Source organism: Pimelobacter simplex (genome assembly GCF_024662235.1).
Taxonomy (GTDB): domain Bacteria; phylum Actinomycetota; class Actinomycetes; order Propionibacteriales; family Nocardioidaceae; genus Nocardioides.
In genome coordinates, this window is sequence record NZ_CP096276.1 from 1,763,935 (window position 1) to 1,785,210 (window position 21,276).

27 protein-coding genes and 1 riboswitch are annotated in these 21,276 nt (G+C 73.0%); of the genes, 20 read left to right on the forward strand and 7 right to left on the reverse strand.

What is annotated here, in order from left to right; translation table 11 throughout:
- The first annotated feature begins 4 nt into the window (after positions 1 to 4).
- From M0M48_RS08465 to M0M48_RS08505, 9 genes are all read left to right on the forward strand, one after another.
- On the forward strand, positions 5 to 835 hold the full coding sequence (locus M0M48_RS08465; protein ID WP_257750789.1) for a DUF881 domain-containing protein: 831 nt from the start codon (positions 5 to 7) through the stop codon (positions 833 to 835).
- A gap of 10 nt (positions 836 to 845) precedes the next feature.
- Complete coding sequence (gene gcvH / locus M0M48_RS08470; RefSeq protein WP_215816013.1) at positions 846 to 1,235, forward strand: glycine cleavage system protein GcvH; 390 nt, start codon at positions 846 to 848, stop codon at positions 1,233 to 1,235.
- A gap of 76 nt (positions 1,236 to 1,311) precedes the next feature.
- A complete protein-coding gene (locus tag M0M48_RS08475) occupies positions 1,312 to 1,824 on the forward strand; it encodes an FHA domain-containing protein (RefSeq protein WP_215816012.1) in 513 nt (170 codons plus the stop codon).
- A gap of 2 nt (positions 1,825 to 1,826) precedes the next feature.
- Positions 1,827 to 2,558: a transcriptional regulator FtsR gene (ftsR, locus tag M0M48_RS08480; RefSeq protein ID WP_215816011.1), complete on the forward strand. Its 732-nt coding sequence runs from the start codon at positions 1,827 to 1,829 to the stop codon at positions 2,556 to 2,558.
- Positions 2,559 to 2,601: 43 nt separating this feature from the next.
- Positions 2,602 to 3,075: a bifunctional nuclease family protein gene (locus M0M48_RS08485; RefSeq protein ID WP_215816010.1), complete on the forward strand. Its 474-nt coding sequence runs from the start codon at positions 2,602 to 2,604 to the stop codon at positions 3,073 to 3,075.
- A 160-nt stretch (positions 3,076 to 3,235) separates the two neighbouring features.
- The gene (locus M0M48_RS08490) at positions 3,236 to 3,841 is read left to right on the forward strand and encodes a MerR family transcriptional regulator (RefSeq protein ID WP_215816009.1); all 606 of its coding nucleotides are present in this window, start codon (positions 3,236 to 3,238) and stop codon (positions 3,839 to 3,841) included.
- Positions 3,842 to 3,857: 16 nt separating this feature from the next.
- Positions 3,858 to 3,955: riboswitch (glycine riboswitch) on the forward strand.
- 76 nt (positions 3,956 to 4,031) lie between these two features.
- Complete coding sequence (gene gcvP, locus M0M48_RS08495; protein WP_257750790.1) at positions 4,032 to 6,854, forward strand: aminomethyl-transferring glycine dehydrogenase; 2,823 nt, start codon at positions 4,032 to 4,034, stop codon at positions 6,852 to 6,854.
- Between the two features lie 4 nt (positions 6,855 to 6,858).
- Complete coding sequence (locus M0M48_RS08500; RefSeq protein ID WP_257750791.1) at positions 6,859 to 8,163, forward strand: serine hydrolase domain-containing protein; 1,305 nt, start codon at positions 6,859 to 6,861, stop codon at positions 8,161 to 8,163.
- A 7-nt stretch (positions 8,164 to 8,170) separates the two neighbouring features.
- Positions 8,171 to 9,013: a thioesterase family protein gene (locus M0M48_RS08505; protein ID WP_257750792.1), complete on the forward strand. Its 843-nt coding sequence runs from the start codon at positions 8,171 to 8,173 to the stop codon at positions 9,011 to 9,013.
- A gap of 3 nt (positions 9,014 to 9,016) precedes the next feature.
- Here M0M48_RS08505 and M0M48_RS08510 read toward each other — a convergent pair whose 3' ends face one another.
- Both M0M48_RS08510 and M0M48_RS08515 read right to left on the reverse strand, forming a co-directional pair.
- Positions 9,017 to 9,226, reverse strand: a complete 210-nt coding sequence (locus M0M48_RS08510) for an acetone carboxylase (RefSeq protein WP_257750793.1) — start codon at positions 9,224 to 9,226, stop codon at positions 9,017 to 9,019.
- A complete protein-coding gene (locus M0M48_RS08515) occupies positions 9,219 to 9,551 on the reverse strand; it encodes a DUF3099 domain-containing protein (RefSeq protein WP_215816005.1) in 333 nt (110 codons plus the stop codon). The genes M0M48_RS08510 and M0M48_RS08515 overlap by 8 nt, the downstream gene beginning before the upstream one ends.
- 38 nt (positions 9,552 to 9,589) lie before the next feature.
- Here M0M48_RS08515 and M0M48_RS08520 point away from each other — a divergent pair, with 38 nt between their 5' ends.
- From M0M48_RS08520 to fabI, 3 genes are all read left to right on the forward strand, one after another.
- A complete protein-coding gene (locus M0M48_RS08520) occupies positions 9,590 to 9,805 on the forward strand; it encodes a dodecin (protein ID WP_215816004.1) in 216 nt (71 codons plus the stop codon).
- A gap of 252 nt (positions 9,806 to 10,057) precedes the next feature.
- Positions 10,058 to 10,768, forward strand: a complete 711-nt coding sequence (locus M0M48_RS08525; RefSeq protein WP_215816003.1) for a beta-ketoacyl-ACP reductase — start codon at positions 10,058 to 10,060, stop codon at positions 10,766 to 10,768.
- 2 nt (positions 10,769 to 10,770) lie between these two features.
- The gene (gene fabI, locus M0M48_RS08530; protein ID WP_257750794.1) at positions 10,771 to 11,553 is read left to right on the forward strand and encodes an enoyl-ACP reductase FabI; all 783 of its coding nucleotides are present in this window, start codon (positions 10,771 to 10,773) and stop codon (positions 11,551 to 11,553) included.
- A gap of 1 nt (position 11,554) precedes the next feature.
- On the opposite strand, the gene M0M48_RS08535 is transcribed toward fabI, so the two are convergent.
- Positions 11,555 to 12,229 (reverse strand): YwaF family protein, encoded by a 675-nt coding sequence (locus tag M0M48_RS08535; RefSeq protein ID WP_215816001.1) that lies wholly within the window; start codon positions 12,227 to 12,229, stop codon positions 11,555 to 11,557.
- A gap of 17 nt (positions 12,230 to 12,246) precedes the next feature.
- Between M0M48_RS08535 and M0M48_RS08540 the strand changes: the two genes are divergently transcribed.
- The gene (locus M0M48_RS08540; protein WP_257750795.1) at positions 12,247 to 12,765 is read left to right on the forward strand and encodes a SixA phosphatase family protein; all 519 of its coding nucleotides are present in this window, start codon (positions 12,247 to 12,249) and stop codon (positions 12,763 to 12,765) included.
- Between the two features lie 12 nt (positions 12,766 to 12,777).
- On the opposite strand, the gene serB is transcribed toward M0M48_RS08540, so the two are convergent.
- Positions 12,778 to 14,004 (reverse strand): phosphoserine phosphatase SerB, encoded by a 1,227-nt coding sequence (serB, locus tag M0M48_RS08545; protein ID WP_215815999.1) that lies wholly within the window; start codon positions 14,002 to 14,004, stop codon positions 12,778 to 12,780.
- Positions 14,005 to 14,016: 12 nt separating this feature from the next.
- Positions 14,017 to 14,760, reverse strand: a complete 744-nt coding sequence (locus M0M48_RS08550) for a hypothetical protein (RefSeq protein WP_257750796.1) — start codon at positions 14,758 to 14,760, stop codon at positions 14,017 to 14,019.
- Between the two features lie 31 nt (positions 14,761 to 14,791).
- Here M0M48_RS08550 and M0M48_RS08555 point away from each other — a divergent pair, with 31 nt between their 5' ends.
- From M0M48_RS08555 to M0M48_RS08575, 5 genes are read left to right on the forward strand one after another with little or no spacing between them, the layout of a single operon-like run.
- A complete protein-coding gene (locus M0M48_RS08555; protein WP_215815997.1) occupies positions 14,792 to 15,589 on the forward strand; it encodes an ABC transporter ATP-binding protein in 798 nt (265 codons plus the stop codon).
- 45 nt (positions 15,590 to 15,634) lie between these two features.
- Complete coding sequence (locus tag M0M48_RS08560; RefSeq protein WP_215815996.1) at positions 15,635 to 16,108, forward strand: NfeD family protein; 474 nt, start codon at positions 15,635 to 15,637, stop codon at positions 16,106 to 16,108.
- The gene (locus M0M48_RS08565) at positions 16,105 to 17,244 is read left to right on the forward strand and encodes an SPFH domain-containing protein (RefSeq protein ID WP_257750797.1); all 1,140 of its coding nucleotides are present in this window, start codon (positions 16,105 to 16,107) and stop codon (positions 17,242 to 17,244) included. Before M0M48_RS08560 ends, M0M48_RS08565 begins: the two co-directional genes overlap by 4 nt.
- Positions 17,241 to 18,041 carry a sulfite exporter TauE/SafE family protein gene (locus M0M48_RS08570; RefSeq protein ID WP_257750798.1) on the forward strand — a complete coding sequence of 267 codons (801 nt, stop codon included), beginning with the start codon at positions 17,241 to 17,243 and terminating at the stop codon, positions 18,039 to 18,041. Before M0M48_RS08565 ends, M0M48_RS08570 begins: the two co-directional genes overlap by 4 nt.
- A 17-nt stretch (positions 18,042 to 18,058) precedes the next feature.
- On the forward strand, positions 18,059 to 18,592 hold the full coding sequence (locus tag M0M48_RS08575) for a DUF4190 domain-containing protein (RefSeq protein WP_257750799.1): 534 nt from the start codon (positions 18,059 to 18,061) through the stop codon (positions 18,590 to 18,592).
- A gap of 9 nt (positions 18,593 to 18,601) precedes the next feature.
- On the opposite strand, the gene M0M48_RS08580 is transcribed toward M0M48_RS08575, so the two are convergent.
- A complete protein-coding gene (locus tag M0M48_RS08580; RefSeq protein WP_257750800.1) occupies positions 18,602 to 18,997 on the reverse strand; it encodes a hypothetical protein in 396 nt (131 codons plus the stop codon).
- A 76-nt stretch (positions 18,998 to 19,073) separates the two neighbouring features.
- Here M0M48_RS08580 and M0M48_RS08585 point away from each other — a divergent pair, with 76 nt between their 5' ends.
- Positions 19,074 to 19,472, forward strand: coding sequence for a DUF4190 domain-containing protein (locus M0M48_RS08585; RefSeq protein ID WP_257750801.1), 399 nt, complete (start codon positions 19,074 to 19,076; stop codon positions 19,470 to 19,472).
- On the opposite strand, the gene M0M48_RS08590 is transcribed toward M0M48_RS08585, so the two are convergent.
- Complete coding sequence (locus tag M0M48_RS08590) at positions 19,459 to 20,430, reverse strand: alpha/beta hydrolase (protein WP_215815990.1); 972 nt, start codon at positions 20,428 to 20,430, stop codon at positions 19,459 to 19,461. The genes M0M48_RS08585 and M0M48_RS08590 overlap by 14 nt on opposite strands.
- Before the next feature lie 118 nt (positions 20,431 to 20,548).
- Between M0M48_RS08590 and M0M48_RS08595 the strand changes: the two genes are divergently transcribed.
- Positions 20,549 to 21,274, forward strand: a complete 726-nt coding sequence (locus M0M48_RS08595; RefSeq protein WP_257750802.1) for a PP2C family protein-serine/threonine phosphatase — start codon at positions 20,549 to 20,551, stop codon at positions 21,272 to 21,274.
- Positions 21,275 to 21,276: the final 2 nt, after the last annotated feature.

The window sequence follows — 21,276 nt, forward strand, 5'->3', positions numbered from 1 at the left end:
CGCCATGACCGAGCCGACCGACCAGCCCGACCAGCCCGAGCAGCCGGCGCCGCCGGAGGACCAGGCGCCGGCCGACGCCGCGCCGGCCGCGTCCCCGGAGCCGTCCCCGGAGCCGTCCACCGCCTCCGAGCGCCTGCGCCGGGCCCTGTTCCGTCCCTCGCCCAAGCAGGTCGTGGCCGGCGTGCTGCTGGCCGCGCTCGGCTTCGCCGCGGTCACCCAGGTCCGGCTCACCGGGACCGACGACACCTACTCGGGCCTGCGCCAGCAGGACCTCATCGACCTCCTCGACGGGCTCAACGGCACCCGCCAGCGCACCGAGGGCGAGATCACCCGCCTCGAAGGTGTCGCCGAGGGCCTGCGCGACGACTCCACCAAGCGCCAGACCGCGCTGGAGCAGGCCGATGCCGAGGTCGACCAGCTCAACATCCTGGCCGGCCTGGTGCCGGTCACCGGGCCGGGCATCCGGCTCACCATCACCGAGGACGACGGCCGCGTCGAGCTCGCCTCGCTGCTCGACACCATCGAGGAGCTGCGCACGGTGCGGGCCGAGGCGATCGCGATCAACGGCAAGGTCCGGGTCATCGCGCAGACCTCGTTCACCGAGACCGACGGCGGGTTCCTCGTCGACGGCGAGCGGATCGAGGCGCCGTACGTCATCGACGTGATCGGCGAGCCCGGCGTCCTCAGCGGCGCCATCGACTTCGCGCTCGGGCCCAAGAAGCAGCTCGAGGACGACGGCGCCCGGGTCCAGGTGCGCGAGCTGCGCACCGTCGACATCGAGGTCGTGGCACGCCGCGACGAGCCGCGCTACGCCGTACCGGACGAAGGGCAGTAACCTTCCGGCCATGACGAACCCCGGGGACCTCAAGTACACCGCCGAGCACGAGTGGATCCGCCAGCCCGGCGAGGCCGCCGGCTCGGTACGGGTCGGCATCACCGACTTCGCCCAGGACGCGCTCGGCGACATCGTCTACGTCTCCCTGCCCGAGACCGGTGCCGCGGTGACCGCGGGCGCCTCGTGCGGCGAGCTCGAGTCGACCAAGTCGGTCAGCGACGTCTACGCCCCGGTCACCGGCGAGGTGGTCGCGGTCAACGAGGCGCTCGACGCCACGCCCGAGCTGGTCAACACCGACCCCTACGGCGCGGGCTGGCTGTTCGAGATCGTCCCGGCCGACGTCGCGGACCTCGACGGTCTGCTCGACGCGGCGGGATATGAGGCCCAGCTCGACACCTGATCCGGTAGGTTCGTGAGTGAGCCGGCCGGCCCCCGCACGGTCGCCGATTCGATCCGTCCAGACGAGGAGTCCACTGATGCCGTTCTGCACCGCCTGTGGTCGGCAGAACCCCGATGACGCGCGTTTCTGCTCCCAGTGCGGCACGCGCCTGGTCGCCCCCGAGCCGGCGGCGCCCCCGGTCACCGATGCCACCGCGACGATCCAGTTCGGCGGCGGCGACAAGGTCGAGACCTCCGACCGCGCGCTGAGCGCGGTCGACGCGGCCGCCGTCGACGCCCTGCCGACCGGGCACGCGCTCCTGGTCGTGCAGAAGGGTCCGGGTGCGGGCAGCCGCTTCCTGCTCGACGCCGACGAGGTCACCGCCGGCCGGCACCCCGAGAGCGGCATCTTCCTCGACGACGTCACCGTCTCCCGGCGCCACGCGGTCTTCCGCCGCGAGGGCGAGGGCTTCACGGTCGAGGACGCGGGCAGCCTCAACGGCACCTACGTCAACCGCGACCGGATCGAGAAGACCACCCTCAAGGACAGCGACGAGGTGCAGGTCGGCAAGTACCGCCTGGTCTTCTTCGCCGGGCACGAGAGCGTCTGAGCATGCCCGCTGCGGTCGCTCGGGGCGAGCGCGAACCGCTGCTCAACATCGGGCAGGTCCTCGATCGGCTGCGTGCCGACTTCGAGGACATCAGCATCCCCAAGATCCGGTTCCTCGAGTCCGAGGGCCTGGTCAAGCCGGAGCGCACGCCCGCCGGCTACCGGAAGTTCTCCGAGGCCGACATCGCCCGGCTGCGCTACATCCTGCGGATGCAGCGCGACCACTACCTGCCGCTCAAGGTGATCGGCGAGCACCTCGACGCCCTCGACCGCGGGCTCGAGCCGCCCGCCCCCGAGCCCGTCGTACCGACGGTGCCCAAGGTCGCCCTGGGCTCCGACGGCCTGCCCGCCCCCGAGTCGTTCCGTCGTACCGACCGGTTGCGGCTCTCGCGCAAGGAGCTGATCAAGGTGGCCGAGATCGACGAGGACCTCCTCGGGCAGCTCGAGGCCTACGCCCTGATCGCCCCGTCCGCGACGGGGCACTACGACACCGACGCCCTGGTCATCGCCGAGACCGCCCGCGAGCTCGCCGACTTCGGCATCGAGCCGCGCCACCTGCGCGCCTTCCGCACCGCCGCGGACCGCGAGATCGGCCTCATCCAGCAGGTCGTCGCTCCGCGCCGTGGTCGCGACGCCGGCGCCGCCGCGCGCGCCGAGGAGGCGGTCAGCGAGATCGCCGCGCTCTCGGTCCGCCTGCACGCCACGCTGGTCAAGGCCGGTCTGCGCCAGCTCTGAGCCGGTCGTCCCCGGCGTTCGGCCCGAGCAGTAGGCTGGACGCATGCGCGAGGTCGACGTCATGGGTGTGCGGGTGGAGATGCCGTCCAACCAGCCGATCGTGCTGCTGCGCGAGGTGGCCGGCGATCGCTACCTGCCGATCTGGATCGGCGCCGTCGAGGCGACCGCGATCGCCTTCGCCCAGCAGGGCGTCACGCCGCCGCGGCCGCTGACCCACGACCTGATGAAGGACATCCTCTCCGCCACCGGCAACGAGCTCAGCGAGGTCCGGATCACCGACGTGCGTGACGGCGTCTTCTTCGCCACGCTCGTCTTCGCCTCCGGCGCCGAGGTCAGTGCCCGGCCCTCCGACTCGATCGCCCTGGCGCTGCGCACCGGGACGACGATCTACTGCGACGACGCGGTCCTGGCCGAGGCCGGGCTCTCCGCGCCGGCCGAGGAGGAGGACGAGGTCGAGGCCTTCCGGGAGTTCCTCGACCACGTCTCGCCCGAGGACTTCGAGTCCGGTCAAGGGTGAGCCCGACCTGCTGCGGACCGGGTGCAGGTCCTCAACCTCAGCCTTAACTTGAGGGTTTTCGCGACACGCCCAGCGACGTCTTTGACCGGCCTGATGCCGCGGCCGTACCTTGAAGAGTCGAAACGACAGCAGTGCAACGCCGCGCCCAGTGGAGGACCCCGTGAACGAGCAGCAGCCCGAGAAGGTCGGTCAGGACACGGCTGCGGCGACCGCCGTCGCGGAGGAGCAGGGTCTGCTCTTCACCGATGACGTCTCCCCGCTTCCCAGCGACCAGGGCTACCGCGGCCCGACCGCGTGCAACGCCGCGGGGATCACCTACCGCCAGCTCGACTACTGGGCCCGTACCGGCCTGATCGAGCCCAGCGTGCGCGGGGCCAAGGGCTCCGGCTCGCAGCGCCTCTACAGCTTCCGCGACATCCTGATCCTCAAGATCATCAAGCGGCTCCTCGACGCGGGCATCTCGCTCCAGCAGATCCGCACCGCCGTGGGCCACCTGCGTGAGCGCGGCACCGACGACCTCACCCAGGTCACCCTGATGAGCGACGGCGCCTCGGTCTACGAGTGCACCAGCAACGACGAGGTCATCGACCTGCTCCAGGGCGGTCAGGGTGTCTTCGGCATCGCCATCGGTGGCGTGTGGCGCGAGATCGAGGGCACGCTGGCGCAGCTGCCGAGTGAGTCCGCCGCCGAGGCCGGTACGCCGGACGAGGCCGGCCACGCCGGCGACGAGCTCGCCGCGCGGCGCGCTGCCCGCAACGTGGGGTAACCTGTCTTTCGCTGATCGATGCTGCACGGGAGAGTCCAGTCTCCACCGTGAGGCTGGCGCCGAAGGGGCAATCCCTCCCCGGAACCTCTCAGGCGCCAGGACCGTGCAGAGCAGGCAACTCTGAAGGTGCACCGCTGCGCTGACAGAGGGGGAGGCTGTCCTGTTGTTCCTCGAGGAAGCCACCCCGCACATGAGCGCACCCTTCGTCCACCGTCACATCGGCCCCGACGACGCCCAGGTCGAGGCGATGCTCGACCGCCTCGGCTACGCCTCGCTCGAGGCCCTGATGGAAGCCGCCGTCCCGAAGTCGATCCGCTCCACCGACCCGCTCGGCCTGCCCGACGCGGTCGACGAGGAGACCGCCGCGGCCGAGCTGCGCGCGCTGGCCGGGGCCAACGTGCCTGGTGAGGCGATGATCGGCCTGGGCTACCACGCGACCGTGACGCCGGCGGTGATCCGCCGCAACGTGCTCGAGGACCCGAGCTGGTACACCGCCTACACGCCGTACCAGCCGGAGATCTCCCAGGGCCGGCTCGAGGCCCTCATCAACTTCCAGACCATGGTCGCGGACCTGGCCGGCCTGCACACCGCGGGCTCCTCGCTCCTCGACGAGGGCACCGCCGCCGCCGAGGCGGTCGCGCTGGCCTTCCGGGCCAACCGCAAGGCGAGCGGCCCGTTCGTCGTCGACGCCGACGCGCTGCCCCAGACCATCGACGTCGTGCGCACCCGCGCCGAGGGCATCGGCATCGAGATCCTCGTGGCCGACCTCAGCGAGGGCCTGCCCGAGGGCGAGGTCTCCGGCGTGCTCGTGCAGTACCCCGGCGCCTCCGGCCGGATCGGCGACATCAAGCCGGTCATCGACGCGGTCCACGAGCGCGGCGGCCTGGCCGTCGTCGCCGCCGACCTGCTCGCGCTCACCCTGCTCGAGGCGCCCGGCGCGCTCGGCGCCGACGTCGTGGTCGGCTCGGCCCAGCGCTTCGGCGTCCCGCTGTTCTACGGCGGCCCGCACGCCGGCTTCATGGCCGTGCGCGAGGGCCTCGAGCGCCAGCTCCCCGGTCGCCTCGTGGGCGTCTCGGTCGACGCCGAGGGCCGCCCGGCCTACCGGCTCGCGCTCCAGACCCGCGAGCAGCACATCCGCCGCGACAAGGCGACGTCCAACATCTGCACCGCGCAGGTGCTGCTCGCCGTCACCGCCGGCATGTACGCCGTCTACCACGGTCCCGCCGGCCTCAAGGACATCGCGGCCGGCATCCACGCCCTGACCCGCCGCGCCGCCGCGTCCCTCGGCGCGGCCGGCATCGAGGTCGTCAACGAGAGCTTCTTCGACACCCTCACCGTCCGGGTCCCCGGGCGCGCGGACGAGGTCGTCGCCGCGGCCCGTGCCGCCGGGCTGCACCTGCGTCCGGTCGACGCCGACACCGTCGCCATCGCGTTCGGCGAGACCGCCGGCGAGGGCGTGCTGACCGCGGTGCTGGCCGCGTTCGGCGTCACCGAGGTCTCCGCCGCGGGCGAGGCCGGTCTGCCCGAGGACCTCGAGCGCACCACCGACTACCTGACCCACCCCGTCTTCAACACCCACCACAACGAGACCTCGATGCTGCGCTACGTCACGCGGCTCGCGAATCGTGACTACGCGCTCGACCGCGGCATGATCCCGCTCGGCTCGTGCACGATGAAGCTCAACGCCACCACCGAGATGGAGCCCATCTCGCTGGCCGGCTTCGCCAACCTGCACCCGTTCGTGCCGGGCGCCGACGCCGACGGCTACCGCCGGCTGATCGAGCAGCTCGAGGGCTGGCTGGCCGAGGTCACCGGCTACGACCGGGTCTCGATCCAGCCCAACGCGGGTGCCCAGGGCGAGTTCGCGGGCATGCTCGCGATCCGCAACTACCACCGGGCCAACGGCCAGGACCAGCGCGACGTCTGCCTGATCCCGTCCTCGGCCCACGGCACCAACCCGGCCTCCGCGGTGATGGCCGGCATGCGCGTGGTCGTCGTCAAGGCCGAGGACGACGGCACCGTCGACCTCGCCGACCTGCGCGCCAAGTGCGAGCAGCACGCCGACACGCTCGCCGCGATCATGGTCACCTACCCCTCGACGCACGGCGTCTACGAGGAGACCATCACCGACCTGTGCGACATCGTCCACGAGCACGGCGGCCAGGTGTACGTCGACGGCGCCAACTTCAACGCCCTGCTCGGGTTCGCCCAGCCCGGCAAGTTCGGCGGCGACGTCTCGCACCTCAACCTGCACAAGACGTTCTGCATCCCGCACGGCGGCGGCGGTCCGGGCGTGGGCCCGGTCGCGGTGCGCGCCCACCTGGCGCCGTACCTGCCCACGCACCCGCTGCACCCCGACGCCGAGCGTCGCGAGGGCACCGGCGCGATCAGCGCGGCGCCGTTCGGCTCCGCCGGCATCCTGCCGATCTCGTGGGCCTACATCCGGATGATGGGCGGCGCGGGCCTGACCCGGGCCACCGCCGTCGCGGTGCTCTCGGCCAACTACGTCGCGACCCGCCTCGGCGAGCACTACCCGGTGCTCTACCGCGGCGAGTCCGGGCTGGTCGCCCACGAGTGCATCCTCGACCTGCGCGAGATCACCAAGGACACGGGCGTCTCGGTCGACGACGTCGCCAAGCGGCTCATCGACTACGGCTTCCACGCCCCGACCATGTCGTTCCCGGTCGCCGGCACGCTCATGGTCGAGCCGACCGAGTCCGAGGACCTCGCCGAGATCGACCGGTTCTGCGACGCGATGATCGCGATCAAGGGCGAGATCGATCAGGTCGGCGCGGGGGAGTGGGCCGTCGACGCCTCGCCGCTCCACCACGCCCCGCACACCACCCGCGCGCTCGTCGGCGAGTGGGACCGCGCCTACTCACGCGAGGTCGCGGTCTTCCCGGCCGGCCACTCCGTCGACAAGTACTGGCCGCCGGTGGCCCGCATCGACCAGGCCTACGGTGACCGCAACCTGGTCTGCGCGTGCCCGCCGATGGACGCCTACGCCGAGTGACCCCATGACCACGCCGTACGACGACCGGCTGGCCGCGCTCCAACGAGCCGGCCGGCTGGCGTCGGTCAGCGCCGCGGTCGCCCGCGCCGGTGACCCGGTGTGGCACGGCAGCCTGGTCGCCGACCCGGCCACGCCGGACCTCGGTCCGGCGACCTCCTACCGGATCGGGTCGATCACCAAGACCCTGACCGCGGTGCTGGTCCTCCAGCTGCGCGACGAGGGCCGGCTCGACCTGGCCGACCCGGTGGGCCGGTTCGTCCCCGGGGCCGGCTACGCCGAGGCCACCCTGCGCGACCTGCTCGCCCACACCGCCGGCCTGCAGAGCGAGCCGGCCGGGTCCTGGTGGGAGCGCTCGCCCGGGGTCGGCATCGACGCCCTGCTCGCGGCCAACGACGGCGCGGGCCGGGTGGCGGGCGCGGGGGAGTACTTCCACTACTCCAACCTCGGCTTCGCGCTGCTCGGCGAGGTCGTCGCCCGGCTGCACGGGGCGCCGTGGTGGGAGGTGGTGCGCGCGCGGCTGCTCGACCCGCTCGGCATGGGCGCGACGACGTACCTGCCGCCGGAGGACCACGCCCCCGGGCGCAGCGTCGACCACTTCGCCCACACGCTGAGCCCCGAGCCGCTCACCGACACCGGTGCGATGGCGCCGGCCGGGCAGCTCTGGAGCACCCCGGCGGACCTGCTGCGCTGGGCCGACTTCCTCGTCACCGGGCACCCCGGTGTGCTGAGCGCCGCGACCCTGGCCGAGATGGCCACGCCGACCGCACTGGGCGGCGACTACGGCCTCGGCCTGCGGGTGCTCGCGGTCGAGGGCCGGACGCTGGTCGGGCACACCGGCTCGATGCCCGGCTTCCAGGCCTCGCTGTTCGCCGACCGCGCGAGCCGTGACGCCGTCGCGGTCCTGGCCAACGCCACGACCGGGCTCGACACCGACGCCGCGCCGGGCGTGCTGCTGGGCCTCACCGCGGCGCCCGCCGGCGGCGCGCCGTGGCGCCCGTCCGCCGTACCCGTGCCGGACCCGGTGGCCGCGGTACTGGGCGTGTGGTTCTGGGGCAACACGGCCTTCGGCTTCGAGTGGACCGGTGGCGAGCTCGTCGTGCGTGACCTGCGCAATGGCGAGGTCGAGGACCGGTTCGTCCTGCGGCCCGGGGGCGACGCCTTCACCGGGACCGAGGGCTACCACCGCGGCGAGACCCTGCGCGCCGTACGCCGTCCGGGCGGCGAGGTGAGCCACCTGGAGTGCGCGACCTTCGTGTGGACCCGGACGCCGTACGACCCGCGGGCGCCGATCCCCGGCGGCCTGGCATGATGTCCGGGTGAACGAGAACACGTTCCAGTTTTCCTGGTTCCGTCAGTCCGCCGCCGGCTTCGACCCGCTGCCGTTCGCGCAGAGCCTGTGGCGCAGCGACCAGATGCACGGCGTGGCGGTCAGCGGCCTGCTCGCGCGGGCGCTGGAGCACGCCGTGCGCGACGCCGGCCGGACCGGACTGGTCCCGGCGCGCTACCACGTCGACCTGTTCCGCCCGGCCCGGATGATCACCACGACGGCCTCCGCGCGGATCGTGCGCGAGGGGACGCGCCTGCTCCTGCTCGACGCCGTGGTCGAGCAGGAGGGCGAGGTGGTCGCCCGCGCCGGCGCGACCTTCCTGGCGCCCTCGGCCGCCGCGCCCGGCGAGGTCTGGGCCTCCTCGGCCGAGAGGCCGACCCCACCGCCGGCCGAGCTGCTGCCGCCGGCCGGTGAGCACCACGTCCCGTTCTTCGCGAGCGCGCAGCCCTGGTCGGACGACTTCGGCGACCACCAGAACGCCGGACGGCACCAGACCTGGCAGACCGCCGTCCCGATCGTCGAGGGCGAGGAGTGCACGCCCTTCCAGGCCGTCGCCTCGATCGCCGACGCGACGAGCATGGTGACCAACTGGGGCGCGGCCGGCGTCGAGCACATCAACACCGACATCGACCTCGCGCTCTGCCGGATGCCCGACAGCAGCCGGCTCGGCCTGCGCGCGCTGGACCACCTCGGCTCCGACGGGATCGTCGTCGGCACGGCCGAGGTCTTCGACAGCACCGGCGTCGTCGGCACCGCCACCGTCACCGCCCTGGCCAACACCCGTCGTACGGTCGACCTGTCGGCCGGGGTGGAGTCGCACGGCTCCGCGTGAGGCTCAGGCCGCGACGTGCGGCACGGTCTCCTTGAGGAAGCCGCGGGCGCCGAGGAAGCTCTCGAGCGAAGCGCGGTGCTCGTCGCAGGCGAGCCAGGTCTTGCGGCGCTCGGGGGTGTGGATCTTGGGGTTGTTCCACAGCAGCTGCCACTGCGCCGCCGTACGGCAGCCCTTGGCCGAGCAGAGGTCGGGCCCGGCCTCGGCCTCAGTCATGCCCGCCACCCTCGCCCAGCTGGCGCTGCGCGTCCCCACCACCGGTCAGCGGCAGCTCGGTGGAGCGGCTGTCCTCGGCGTTGGCCGCGACCACGGCGACGTACGGCAGGATGATGGCGCCCGCGATGAGCAGCGGCCACAGCCAGTGGATGCCCGCCGCGCCGGTGATCGCCGCGCCGATGAAGCACAGCGTGCGGATCGACATGGCGATGACGTACTTGCGCTGGCGGCGCGCGATGTCGGCCTGCGGGCTGGAACCGGCGGTCGTGATCCGGATCGCGTCGTCGTGGTGCCCGCGGGGGTGGAGCGGCCGCGAGGAGGACATGTCCCCACCCTACGCCCGGCCCTGAGTACGCTGCTCGCATGTCCAACCGCACCTACCGCGTCACCGAGATCGTCGGCACCTCCCCGGACGGCATCGACCAGGCCATCCGCAACGGCGTCGTCCGCGCCGGGCAGACCCTGCGCCACCTCGACTGGTTCGAGGTCGAGGGGGTGCGCGGCCAGATCAAGGACGGCCAGGTCGAGCACTTCCAGGTCACCATGAAGGTCGGCTTCCGCCTGGAGGACGACGAGTAGGACGGCTCGCCGGGCGTCCCGCCGACCCGCGCGCCGCTTGTGGGGTCCGCCCCCGGCGGTGGTGTTGCGGGGTTGCGGTTTGGTCCCAACCCGCAACGCCGGGCACCGATCCGACGCGGTTTGGTCCCAAACCGCAACGCCGCGCACACGCCCAGATGCGGGGTATTTGTCGAGGTCCTACAACCCAGGGCCGCGATCTTGGTGCCCGCCGCCCACGAGCGGACGGGCCCTGCGCCACTAGCGTCACAGAGCGTGAACTCTCCACGCTCTGTGCTCGTCACCGGCGGCAACCGCGGCATCGGCCGCGCGATCGCCGAGGCCTTCGTCGCCGCAGGCGACAAGGTCGCCGTCACCACCCGGAGCGGGGGAGCGCCCGAGGGCGCCCTCGAGCTCAAGGCCGACATCACCGACCCGGCCGCGGTCGAGGCGGCGTTCGCCGCCGCCGAGGAGGCGCACGGGCCGGTCGAGATCCTCGTGGCCAATGCCGGCATCACCAAGGACACCCTGCTCCTGCGCATGTCCCAGGACGACTGGGACACGGTGATCGACACCAACCTGACCGGCTCCTTCCGCCTGGCCAAGCGCGCCTCCAAGAGCATGCTGCGCCAGAAGAAGGGCCGGATCATCTTCATCTCCAGCGTGGTGGGCCTGCTCGGCTCGCCGGGCCAGGTCAACTACGCCGCCTCCAAGGCGGGCCTGGTCGGTATGGCGCGCTCGCTGGCGCGTGAGCTCGGCCCGCGCTCGATCACGGCCAACGTCGTCGCCCCCGGGTACGTCGACACGGACATGACGGCCGTGCTCACCGACGAGCAGAAGGAAGGCATCCGCGCCCAGGTCCCCCTGGGCCGGTACGCCGACCCGGCCGAGGTGGCCGGAGCGGTCCTGTGGCTCGCGAGCCCGCAGGCGGCGTACGTGACCGGCGCCGTGATCCCGGTCGACGGCGGACTCGGAATGGGGCACTGAACATGAGCGGAATCCTCGACGGCAAGAACATCCTGGTCGCGGGCGTCACGCTCGACTCCTCGATCGGCTTCGCGGTGGCGAAGTTCGCCCAGGAGCAGGGCGCGACGGTGCTCGTGTCCAACTTCGGGCAGGCGCTGCGGATCACCCGCCGCATCGTCAAGCGGCTCCCCGAGCTGCCCGAGGTCATCGAGCTCGACGTCACCGACGCCGAGCACCTCGCAGCGCTCCCGGACGCGATCCGTGCGGCCCTGGGCCCGGCCGCCGTGCTCGACGGCGTCGTGCACTCGATCGCCTACGGCAACCCCGAGACGCTGCTCGGTGGCAAGTTCCTCGAGGGCCCGTGGGAGGACGTCGCGCAGGCCGTGCAGGTCTCGGCGTACTCGCTGAAGTCGCTGGCCGTGGCCTGCCGCCCGCTGATGAGCAACGGCGGCTCCGTGGTCGGGCTGACCTTCGACGCGAGCGTGGCGTGGCCGGTCTACGACTGGATGGGCGTCGCCAAGGCGGGCCTGGAGTCGTGCGCCCGCTACCTGGCCCGCGACCTCGGCGGCGACAAGATCCGGGTCAACCTGGTCTCGGCCGGCCCGCTGCGCACGCTGGCCGCCAAGGCGATCCCCGGCTTCGAGGACCTCGAGTCGATGTGGACCACCAAGTCGCCGCTCGGCTGGGACAACACCGACCAGGAGCCCACCGCCAAGGCGGTCTGCGCGCTGCTGTCCGACCTGTTCCCGGCGACGACGGGCGAGATCGTCCACGTCGACGGCGGCTTCCACGCGATGGGCGCCTGACTCACTCCCGGGCCAGGCGCTGCGCACCGAGCGTGAGCAGCGCCCACACCACGACGACGATCCCGATCTCCTCGAGCACGTACCACGGCCACGGCCCGAGGAGGTCGAGGATCGACGTCGCCGGCTTGCGCACCAGGTAGCCGTAGTTGGTGTCGGCCACGACGTTGAAGACGTACGTCGCCACGGCCCACCCCAGCGTGGTCGCGACCGCCGCCCGGTAGTCGCGCCACCGCGGCGCCTTGCGCAGCCCCAGCACGAGGTAGACCGCCGCCCACACGATGAGCAGGTGCAGCGCCCAGAACGCGAAGTAGCGCGGGTGCGGCAGGTCCTCGTTGAGCGAGGGCGTCAGCACCCCCTGGATGGTCAGCGTCAGGCCCCAGAAGTAGGTCAGCGTCACCGGGAACGGGTGGTGCGTCCACAGCGCCCAGGTGGCCGCGATCCAGGCCAGGTCGCACAGGTGCAGCGGCAGCGTGACGTCGATGTCGAAGTTGGCGACGAGGTCGATCACCTGGAAAGGCACTGTCACCGCGGGGATCAGCAGCGCGCACGTCCGGCTGAACCGGCTCGGTCCCGGCAGGCCCGCGGCGGCCTCGCGCCGGCCGAGCAGGAACGCGCCGACCAGGCCGGCGGCGAAGATCGCCAGCGGCACCAGGTGGGTGGGCCCGTACTGCTCCACGGCACTACCATGCACGGGTGGACAACCAACGGCTGCTGGTCGTCGTGCGACACGCCAAGGCCGAACCGTTCGCCGCCTCCGACGTCGAGCGCGTCCTGACCGACCGGGGGCGTCACGACGGCGCCGCGCTGGGCGCGTGGCTGGCGGCCCAGGGGGTGCGCCCGGGCGTCGCCTACGTGTCGTACGCCGCCCGGACCCGCGAGACCTGGCACGTCATGGCCGGCGCCGCGGCGTGGGTGCTCGCGCCCCACATCGACGGCAACCTCTACGGCACCGACGAGGACGGCGTCCTCGAGCTCGTGCACACCACGCCCGAGGACGTCGCGACCGTGGTCGTGGTCGGCCACAACCCGACGATGGGCATGCTGGCCCAGCTGCTCGACGACGGTGAGGGAGCGGCCACCGGCGCGGTCGCGACCGAGGGCTTCCCGACGAGCGCGGCGGCCGTGTTCGCCGTACCGGGGCCGTGGGCCGAGGTCGAGCCGATGGCGGCCCGCCTCGTCGGGTTCCACGTCGGCCGCGCCGCCGACGCCTAGGGCGCTGGCGCGCTAGACCAGCGGCGGCGCGGGCGTCACGATGCCGGCCTCGGCGTCGGCGGCCTCGATCTCCTCGCGGGTGATCCCGAGCAGGTACATGATCGTGTCGAGGTAGGGCACGTTGAGCGAGGTGTCAGCCGCCTCCTGGACGACGGCCCGCGCGTTGTAGGCGATGCCGAGCCCGGCGGCGTCGAGCATGTCGAGGTCGTTGGCGCCGTCGCCGATCGCGATCGTGGCCGCCTCGGAGACGCCCAGGTCGGCGGCGAACTCGCGCAGCGCCCGCGCCTTGCCGGCCCGGTCGACGACCTCGCCGACGACCTCGCCGGTGAGCTTGCCGTCGACGATCTCGAGCGTGTTGGCTCGCGCCCGGTGGATGCCGAGGTCGGCGGCGAGCCGGTCGGTGATCTGGCTGAAGCCGCCCGAGACGATGGCGAAGCGGTAGCCGAGGCGGCGCAGCGTGCGCACCATCGTCCGGGCTCCGGGGTTGACCACGATGGCGGCGTAGACCTCGTCGAGGACCTTCTCGTCGAGCCCGGCGAGCAGCTTGACCCGCGCGCGCAGCGACTCCTCGAAGTCGAGCTCGCCGCGCATCGCGCGCTCGGTGACGTCGCCGACCTCGGCGCCGTAGCCGGCGTGCTGGGCGAGCATCTCGATGACCTCGCCCTGGATGAGGGTCGAGTCGACGTCCATCACGATCAGGCGCATGCCGTGGCGCAGCAGGTTGGCGGGCTGGACCGCCACGTCGATGCCGTACGACGCCGCGTCGCTCGCGAGCAGCATGCGGAGCCGGTCGGGGGCCGCGCCCGAGACGTCGAGCTCGATGGCGGTCACGGGGTAGCGGGCCATCCGCTCCATGCGGTCGATGTTGCCGCCGCAGTCGGCGATCCGGCCGGCGATGGCGGCCATCGCAGAGGCCTTGAGCGGCGCGCCGATGACGGTGACGTGGGCCCGGTCGGCCGGACGGGTCCGGTTGTCGCCCGAGCCGCGCTCGATCTCGACGCTCATGCCGAGCGCCTCGACGGTACTGGTCACCGCGTGGCGCAGCTTCTTGCGGTCGCGCGGCGCGGTGACGAGGACGCCGAGCACGAGCCGCCCGCGCATCAGGATCTGCTCGATGTCGACGACCGCGACGCCGGAGCCGGCGAGGCTGTCGAGGACGGCGCTGGTCACACCGGGCCGGTCGGCACCGGTGACGGTGATCAGGAGGGTGTCGTCCGCGGCGGGATCGTGAGGGCTCATCGCGGGTGCAGGCTATCGCTGTCCGCGCTCGTCGTCGGCCGGTGGCCAGCCGTCGGGCGCGCACGCGGCCGTCAGCGCCAGGCGCGCGGCCCGCTCCAGCGGCTCCAGCGCGTCGCGCCGGGCGGCCGCCTCGCTCGCGGTGACCGCGCCGCCGTCGTCCTCGAGGGCCAGCGCCGCGACGTGCTCCAGGTGCAGGGCGCGCCCGGCCAGGTCGATGCAGCGCGACGGCGTGCCCGGCGGGGCCGTCAGCGGGACCCCCGTGCGCAGGTCGTACAGCTCGTCGGCGACCTCGGGCCGCCAGCGCGCCACGTCCAGCTCGGCCAGCCGGTTCGCGGCGGCCAGCAGCGCCGCGCGCAGGCCGCGGTCGGCCTCGCCCAGGTCCGGCGGCGGACGCCGCTCGGCCGGCAGCAGCGCCCACTCGACCGCCCGGCCCACCTGGCGCGGCACCAGGCCGGTGCCGGCGCCCAGCAGCAGGGCGACCTCGCCGGCCTCGATCGCGGCACGGTTGAGCTCGCGCGGGCCGCGCAGCCCGGTCGGGTCACCCGGTGCCGGGAACACCGCGGCGACCGCGGTGGCGCCGTCGTTGCGGGCCGCGGCGAGCTCGAGGAGCAGGGGAGCGGGCTCGTCCGCACCGGTCACGACGTGGGCGACGTCCTCGCCGAGCACCGCGTCGAGGAAGTCGTCGGGCCCCACCCGGCCACGCAGCCACGCCGTACCCCACCAGGCGAGGCGGGCGGAGGCGGGGAGTGCGGTCACGGCCCGGAGAGTACTCGTTAAGGTGGCTCGCATGTCCGCCGTGCTGGAGCTCGCCGAGGTCACCGTGCGTCGTGGGCAGGCCACCCTGCTCGACCGGGTCAGCTGGGTGGTCCGCGAGGGCGAACGCTGGATCCTGCTCGGCGCCAACGGGGCCGGCAAGACCACGCTGCTCCAGATCGCCGCGGCCCAGCTGCACCCGACGTCCGGCGCGGTCGGCCTGCTGGGTGAGCTGCTCGGCACCGTCGACGTCTTCGAGCTGCGGCCGCGGATCGGGGTGTCCAGCGCGGCCGTCGCCGAGCGGATCCCGCGCAACGAGACGGTCCGCGACCTGGTCCTCTCCGCGTCGTACGCCGTGCTCGGGCGCTGGCGCGAGGAGTACGACGACGTCGACCACGCCCGCGCCGACGCGCTGCTGCGCGAGGTCGGCGTGATGAAGCTGGCCGACCGCACCTTCGGCACCCTCAGCGAGGGCGAGCGCAAGCGGGTCCAGATCGCCCGGGCCCTGATGACCGACCCCGAGCTGCTGCTCCTCGACGAGCCGGCCGCGGGCCTCGACCTCGGCGGTCGCGAGGACCTGGTCTCCACGCTGTCGGTCCTCGCCTACGACCCGTCGTCCCCGGCGACGGTGCTCGTCTCGCACCACGTCGAGGAGATCCCGCCCGGCTTCACCCACGTGATCATGCTGCGCGACGGGCGGGTCGTGGCCGAGGGACCGATCGACGACACCCTCAGCGCCGAGACGCTCTCGGCGACGTTCGGGATGCCGCTCGTGCTCGAGCGCCACGACGACGGCAGGTACGCCGCGCGCCGCCGGCTGCGACGCGGCTGAGGACCGCTGACCCCTTCCGTCGGGCCCACCGCCTAGGCTCTAGTCATGGACTGGTTGCGCGACCACCTCTGGGAGACCTGGCTCGGGGCCTCCATCCTGCTCGCGCTCGCCGAGCTGCTCAGCCTCGACCTCTTCCTGCTGATGCTCGCCGGTGGCGCGCTCGCGGGTGTCGGCACGGCGCTGGTCACCGACAGCGCGGTGGTCCAGGTGCTCGTCGCCTCGGCGACCGCCGTCCTGCTGCTCGGCCTGGTCCGCCCCACGCTCGTGCGCCGCCTGCACGGCGGCCCCGACCTGGTCCTCGGCCCGGCCAGCCTGGTCGGCAGCCGCGGCATCGTCACCGAGCCGGTCGCCGAGCACCGCCCCGGCCGGGTCAAGATCGGCGGCGAGTCCTGGCTCGCGGTCGGTGAGCCGCCCGTGGCGGCCATCCCGGTCGGCACCAGCGTCGAGGTCGTCTCGATCGCCGGCGCCACCGCCCACGTCCGTCCCGTGTCCGCACCCCAGATCGAGGAGCCCCGATGATCGTCCTGGTCCTGCTGATCCTGCTGATGCTGCTGGCGATCACCGTGGTGGCGAAGTCCATCCGAGTGGTCCCACAGGCCTACAACGGCATCGTCGAGCGCTTCGGCAAGTACAAGGAGACGCTGCCGGCCGGCCTCAACTTCGTCGTGCCCTTCGTCGACAAGGTCCGCTACATGATCGACCTGCGCGAGCAGGTCGTCAGCTTCCCGCCGCAGGCGGCGATCACCGAGGACAACCTGACCGTCGACGTCGACACGGTCATCTACTTCCAGGTGACCGACCCGATCGCGGCGACCTACGAGATCTCCAATTACATCCAGGCGATCGAGCAGCTGACCATGACCACGCTGCGCAACGTGGTCGGCGGCATGGACCTCGAGCAGACCCTGACCAGCCGCGAGTCGATCAACAGTGGCCTGTCCGCGGTGCTCGACGAGACCACCGGCCGGTGGGGGATCAAGGTCAAGCGCGTCGAGATCAAGGGCATCGACCCGCCGCCCTCGATCAAGGACGCGATGGAGAAGCAGATGCGCGCCGAGCGCGACAAGCGCGCCCTCGTCCTCACCGCCGAGGGTCAGCGCCAGTCCGCGATCCTCACCGCCGAGGGCAACAAGCAGTCGGCGATCCTCAACGCCGAGGGTCAGCGCGAGGCCCAGATCCTCGGCGCCCAGGCCGACCGCGAGGCCCAGATCCTGCGCGCCCAGGGTGAGGGCCAGGCCATCCAGACGGTCTTCCAGGCGATCCACGACGGGCGCCCGGACCAGTCGCTGCTGGCCTACCAGTACCTCCAGATGATGCCCAAGATCGCCGAGGGCGACGCCAACAAGCTGTGGGTCATCCCGTCCGAGATCACCAAGGCCCTCGAGGGCCTCGGCTCCTCGATCCACGAGATCGCCGGCATCCCGAAGCAGACCTCCGGCCCGCTCACCCGCGTCGACATGGGCCCGACCGAGCCCACGCTGGCCGTCGACAGCAGCGTCAGCGAGGCGGCCGCCGCCGTGCAGGAGGCGATCGCCGAGGCCGAGAGCGCCGCCCGACCGGGCCGCTCGCTGAGCAGCGACGACGACGCCCCGGCCGCTCCTGCTGCGGAGCCGCCGCCGGCGCCCCCCGCGCCGCCGGCCGCTCCGGCGGAGTGAGTCCGCTCGAAGCAGCCGCGATCCTGATCGCCGGCGTCGGCGCCGGCACCATCAACACCGTCGTCGGGTCGGGAACGCTCATCACGTTCCCGACCCTGCTCGCCCTCGGCGTGCCCCCGGTGACGGCGAACATGTCCAACAGCCTCGGCCTCGTGCCGGGCGGGGTCGCGGGCGCGATCGGCTACCGCCGCGAGCTCACCGGCCAGCGCAGCCGGGTGCTGCGGCTCCTGGTGTTCTCCACCGCCGGCGGCGCGCTCGGCGCGATCCTGCTGCTCGTGCTGCCGCCCGGCGCCTTCGAGACGATCGTGCCGGTGCTTATCCTCCTGGGCATCGTGCTCGTGATCGTCCAGCCGCGCCTGTCCCGGATGGTGGCCGAGCGTGCCGAACGCCGCGCGGCCGCGGGCGTCGTACCGGTGGAGCGGGCGTGGTGGGTGCCCCCGGCGGTCTTCGCGACCGGCCTCTACGGCGGCTACTTCGGCGCCGCCCAGGGCGTCCTCCTCATGGGCGTGCTCGGCATCGGCGTCGCCGAGACCCTCCAGCGCCTCAACGGAGTCAAGAACGTCCTCGTCGCCGTCGTCAACGGCGTCGCCGGCCTGATCTTCGTCGTCGTGGCCCAGCTCGGCCTCTTCGGTACCGAGGCCGAGGTGGACTGGCTCCTCGTCCTCCTCATCGGCACCGGCGCCATCGCCGGAGGCTTTCTCGGCGCCGCCGTCGGCCGCCGGCTGCCCCCGATCGTCCTGCGCACGGTGATCGTCGTGGTCGGCCTGGTCGCGGTCGCCGTACTCTTCGTGTCCTGAACTCCGGAAGGAACCCGATGTCGACACCGACGCCGCCGTGGGGCAGCGAGCCCGAGGGCCCGCAGCAGCCCGGCGCCGAGCCGACCCAGCCCTACCCGGGCTACGGCCAGCAGCAGCCGCCGCCGGCCTACGGCCAGCAGCCCGGCTACCCGCCCCCGCCGCAGCAGCCCCAGCAGCCCCAGCAGCCGATGCAGCCCGGCTACGACCCCTACGGGCAGGGCCCCGCGCAGCAGCCGTACGGCTACTACGCCTACGGCTACGGCGCCCCCGCGCCGACCAACGGCCTGGCGATCGCCTCGCTCGTGGTCAGCATCCTGAGCGCGGTCGGCATCTGCCTGTGCGTGCTCCCGGGTCTGCTGGGCGCGGTCGGCGCGATCCTCGGCCACGTGGCGCGACGCCAGATCCGCACGCGTGGTGAGCAGGGCGGCCCGCTGGCGCTGTCCGGCATCATCGTCGGCTGGATCGCGTTCGGCCTCGCCCTGGCGATCGGGATCTTCTACGTCGTGGTGCTCGTGGCGTCCGGCGACAGCTGGGACTACACGACCTACTGAGCTACCGAGCTACTGAGCCGCGGTGGCCGCCGCGGCCTTGGCGGCCCCGCGGTTGAGCACCAGCGCCACCAGCCCGGACCCGACCGCGCCGAGCGCCACGCCGGCGAGCATCCCGGCCGACGGCTTCGGGACGGCGTCGCCCTGGAGCTCGACGACGCCGGTGACGGCGTCCGCACCGTCGACCGCGATCCCGACCAGCGTCAGGTTGCGGCGCAGCCGGCCCTTGGAGACGAGGGTGACCGCGCCGAGTGCGATCTCGCGGGCGCCGAACATCCGGCCGAAGTACGACAGCTGCGGGTTGCCGACCGGGTCGAGCCCGAACACCTTGGCGGTCGTCGTGGGAGCGGCGAGCGCACCGACGCCGAGGGCGATGCGGCCGAGGGAGAGTCCAGTCACGGGATCCATGGCCAGACCCTAGAGGAGCCGCGGCGGGCGCGGGGCGAGGTCCGCGGATCGCTCCCGGCGTGGGACGATGCGGCCCATGACGACGCCGCCGGGTCCGCCGCCGTACCAGCCCTACGGCGAGCAGCCGCCCTACGGCGGACAGCCGCCCTACGGCGGGCCGTCGCCCTACGGCTATCCGGCGCCGCGCCCGACCAACGGCCTGGCGATCGCCTCGCTGGTCGTCAGCATCCTCTCGCTGGTGGTCTGCGCGGGCGCGCCCGGCTTCATCGGCGCGATCCTCGGCCACGTGGCGCGCGGTCAGATCCGGCGCGAGCAGCAGGAGGGCGGTGGGCTCGCGATCGCCGGCGTGATCGTCGGCTGGCTCGGCTTCGCGCTGTTCGTCGGCCTGGTGGTCTTCTTCATCGCGATCGGCGTCTTCGTCGAGAACAGCGTCGACTGCACGACCGACTCGTCGGGGACCTTCAGCTGCGAGTGACGCCGTCGACGTAGGCCCCGAGCCATCGCTCGATCTCGTCGTAGGCCCGGGCCCGCGGCTCGCTGCGCGAGAGCACGACGTCGTGCACCGCCCCCGGTACGGCGGCGTAGGTGACGTGCGCGCCGACCGAGGTCGACCAGCGCCGGATCTGGCGCACGTCGAGGACGATGTCGGTCGAGAAGACCTCCTCGTCCATCGCCTGGGGCCGCCCGGAACGGTCCGAGGACAGCACCAGCACGGGCGCCGCCACCGACAGCCCGGCCTGGAGCCGGGCGTGACCGCGCCGGATCGCGCGCAGCCAGCCGAACCGGACGGGGAACGAGTTGACCGGCTTCCAGTCGAGGTCGAACTCCCACTCGCCCTCGTGGTCGCGGTGCAGGCTGCGCGCGTAGTAGCCGCTGACGTCGCGACCCAGCTCGCGCATCGGCTGGCGCCGGCCGACCTGGTCCACGACGAGGTTCGCCACGGGGGAGCGCAGCGCGGGCTTGCCCTGCAGGTCGAGCCAGGGCGAGTTGAGCAGCAGCCCGCTGAGCTCGGCCGGCTGGCGCGCATCGGCCCACAGCGCGACGATCAGCCCGCCGGTGGAGTGCCCGGACAGCACGACGTCGCGGTGGCCGTCGCGCACGGTGATCCGCTCCCAGGCGGCGTCGAGCTCGGCGAAGTACTCCTCGAGGTCGCCGACGTAGGTCGCCGACTGGTGGGGGCGCAGCGAGCGGCCGTACTTGCGCAGGTCCAGGCCGTACATGTCCCGGTCGCGCTCGAGCCACCAGGCGCCGTACTCGGTGTGGAAGAAGTAGTCCGAGAACCCGTGCACGTGCAGCGTGGCCCGGTCGGTCGGGGTGTCGCGGCGCCGGCTGACCAGCGTCGCGACGACCTCGCCCTCGAAGTCGTCGGTGAGGGGGATCGTCTCGCTGCGCCACGGTTCCCCGAGGACGTCGACCGCGCTCTGCTCGCTCACGTCACCCGAGTCTGCCAGCCCGGTGGAGGATGCGCCGAAAGAAAGGCGGACCCGGTCCGGCAAAGGGGGGTTTGCCGGACCGAGCCCGCACACAGGCTAGCGTCCGTACGCTGGCGGGGTGGAACCACCCGACCAGGAACGCGTGCTGGCCGATCTCCACGCCCGGCTCCAGGCCCGGGGCCGGGTCCCCGAGCTGCCCTCGGGGTGGCGCCGGCAGTCGGCCATGCTGCCCGCCTTCGGGGTGGCCTACGGCGGTGACTTCATCGTCGCCGACCTGCGCCCGGCCCGCGGCCTGCTCCAGATGGTCCTCGTCGACGTCTGCGGCGGCGGCGCGGCCGCCGTCCCGGCCGCCCTCGGGTTCGCGGGCGCGCTGGAGAGCCTGATCGCCGTCGTACCTCCGGACGATCTGCTGCCCGCCGCCAACGCCTACCTGCTGCGCCAGCCCTCCGACGAGAGCATGGCCACCGCCGTCCACGTCGAGGTCGACCTGGCCGACGGCCAGTACCGGATCCGCAGCGCCGGCCACCCACCCGCCCTGCACTGGCGCGAGGACGCCGCCGAGTGGCACGTCGACAACGCCCGCGGCACCGCCCTCGGCGTCTCCGACCCCGTCGACATCACCGACAGCAAGGGCCAGCTCGCCCCCGGCGACGCCCTGCTGTTCTACACCGACGGCATGGTCGAGTCGCGGGGCAGCGACATCGACGAGGGCATCGCCTGGCTCCGTCGTACGGCGCGCGCGGCGCTGCGCGCCGGCTGGGACGGCGCCGCCGACCGGATCATCGACCAGGTCGCCCGCGGGGACGACGACCGCGCGGTGCTGCTGCTCCAGCGCGAGGGGTGAGC

Bases quoted from the DNA above. Each gene is read 5' to 3' on its own strand.
- M0M48_RS08485 (WP_215816010.1), top strand. From the start codon at position 2,602: ATGCGCGAGGTCGACGTCATGGGTGTGCGGGTGGAGATGCCGTCCAAC.
- M0M48_RS08560 (WP_215815996.1), top strand. From the start codon at position 15,635: ATGGACTGGTTGCGCGACCACCTCTGGGAGACCTGGCTCGGGGCCTCC.
- M0M48_RS08500 (WP_257750791.1), top strand. From the start codon at position 6,859: ATGACCACGCCGTACGACGACCGGCTGGCCGCGCTCCAACGAGCCGGC.
- gcvP (WP_257750790.1), top strand. From the start codon at position 4,032: ATGAGCGCACCCTTCGTCCACCGTCACATCGGCCCCGACGACGCCCAG.
- ftsR (WP_215816011.1), top strand. From the start codon at position 1,827: ATGCCCGCTGCGGTCGCTCGGGGCGAGCGCGAACCGCTGCTCAACATC.
- M0M48_RS08510 (WP_257750793.1), bottom strand. From the start codon at position 9,226: ATGACTGAGGCCGAGGCCGGGCCCGACCTCTGCTCGGCCAAGGGCTGC.
- M0M48_RS08575 (WP_257750799.1), top strand. From the start codon at position 18,059: ATGTCGACACCGACGCCGCCGTGGGGCAGCGAGCCCGAGGGCCCGCAG.
- M0M48_RS08585 (WP_257750801.1), top strand. From the start codon at position 19,074: ATGACGACGCCGCCGGGTCCGCCGCCGTACCAGCCCTACGGCGAGCAG.
- M0M48_RS08465 (WP_257750789.1), top strand. From the start codon at position 5: ATGACCGAGCCGACCGACCAGCCCGACCAGCCCGAGCAGCCGGCGCCG.
- gcvH (WP_215816013.1), top strand. From the start codon at position 846: ATGACGAACCCCGGGGACCTCAAGTACACCGCCGAGCACGAGTGGATC.
- M0M48_RS08555 (WP_215815997.1), top strand. From the start codon at position 14,792: ATGTCCGCCGTGCTGGAGCTCGCCGAGGTCACCGTGCGTCGTGGGCAG.
- serB (WP_215815999.1), bottom strand. From the start codon at position 14,004: ATGAGCCCTCACGATCCCGCCGCGGACGACACCCTCCTGATCACCGTC.
- M0M48_RS08565 (WP_257750797.1), top strand. From the start codon at position 16,105: ATGATCGTCCTGGTCCTGCTGATCCTGCTGATGCTGCTGGCGATCACC.
- M0M48_RS08580 (WP_257750800.1), bottom strand. From the start codon at position 18,997: ATGGATCCCGTGACTGGACTCTCCCTCGGCCGCATCGCCCTCGGCGTC.
- M0M48_RS08475 (WP_215816012.1), top strand. From the start codon at position 1,312: ATGCCGTTCTGCACCGCCTGTGGTCGGCAGAACCCCGATGACGCGCGT.
- M0M48_RS08520 (WP_215816004.1), top strand. From the start codon at position 9,590: ATGTCCAACCGCACCTACCGCGTCACCGAGATCGTCGGCACCTCCCCG.
- fabI (WP_257750794.1), top strand. From the start codon at position 10,771: ATGAGCGGAATCCTCGACGGCAAGAACATCCTGGTCGCGGGCGTCACG.
- M0M48_RS08515 (WP_215816005.1), bottom strand. From the start codon at position 9,551: ATGTCCTCCTCGCGGCCGCTCCACCCCCGCGGGCACCACGACGACGCG.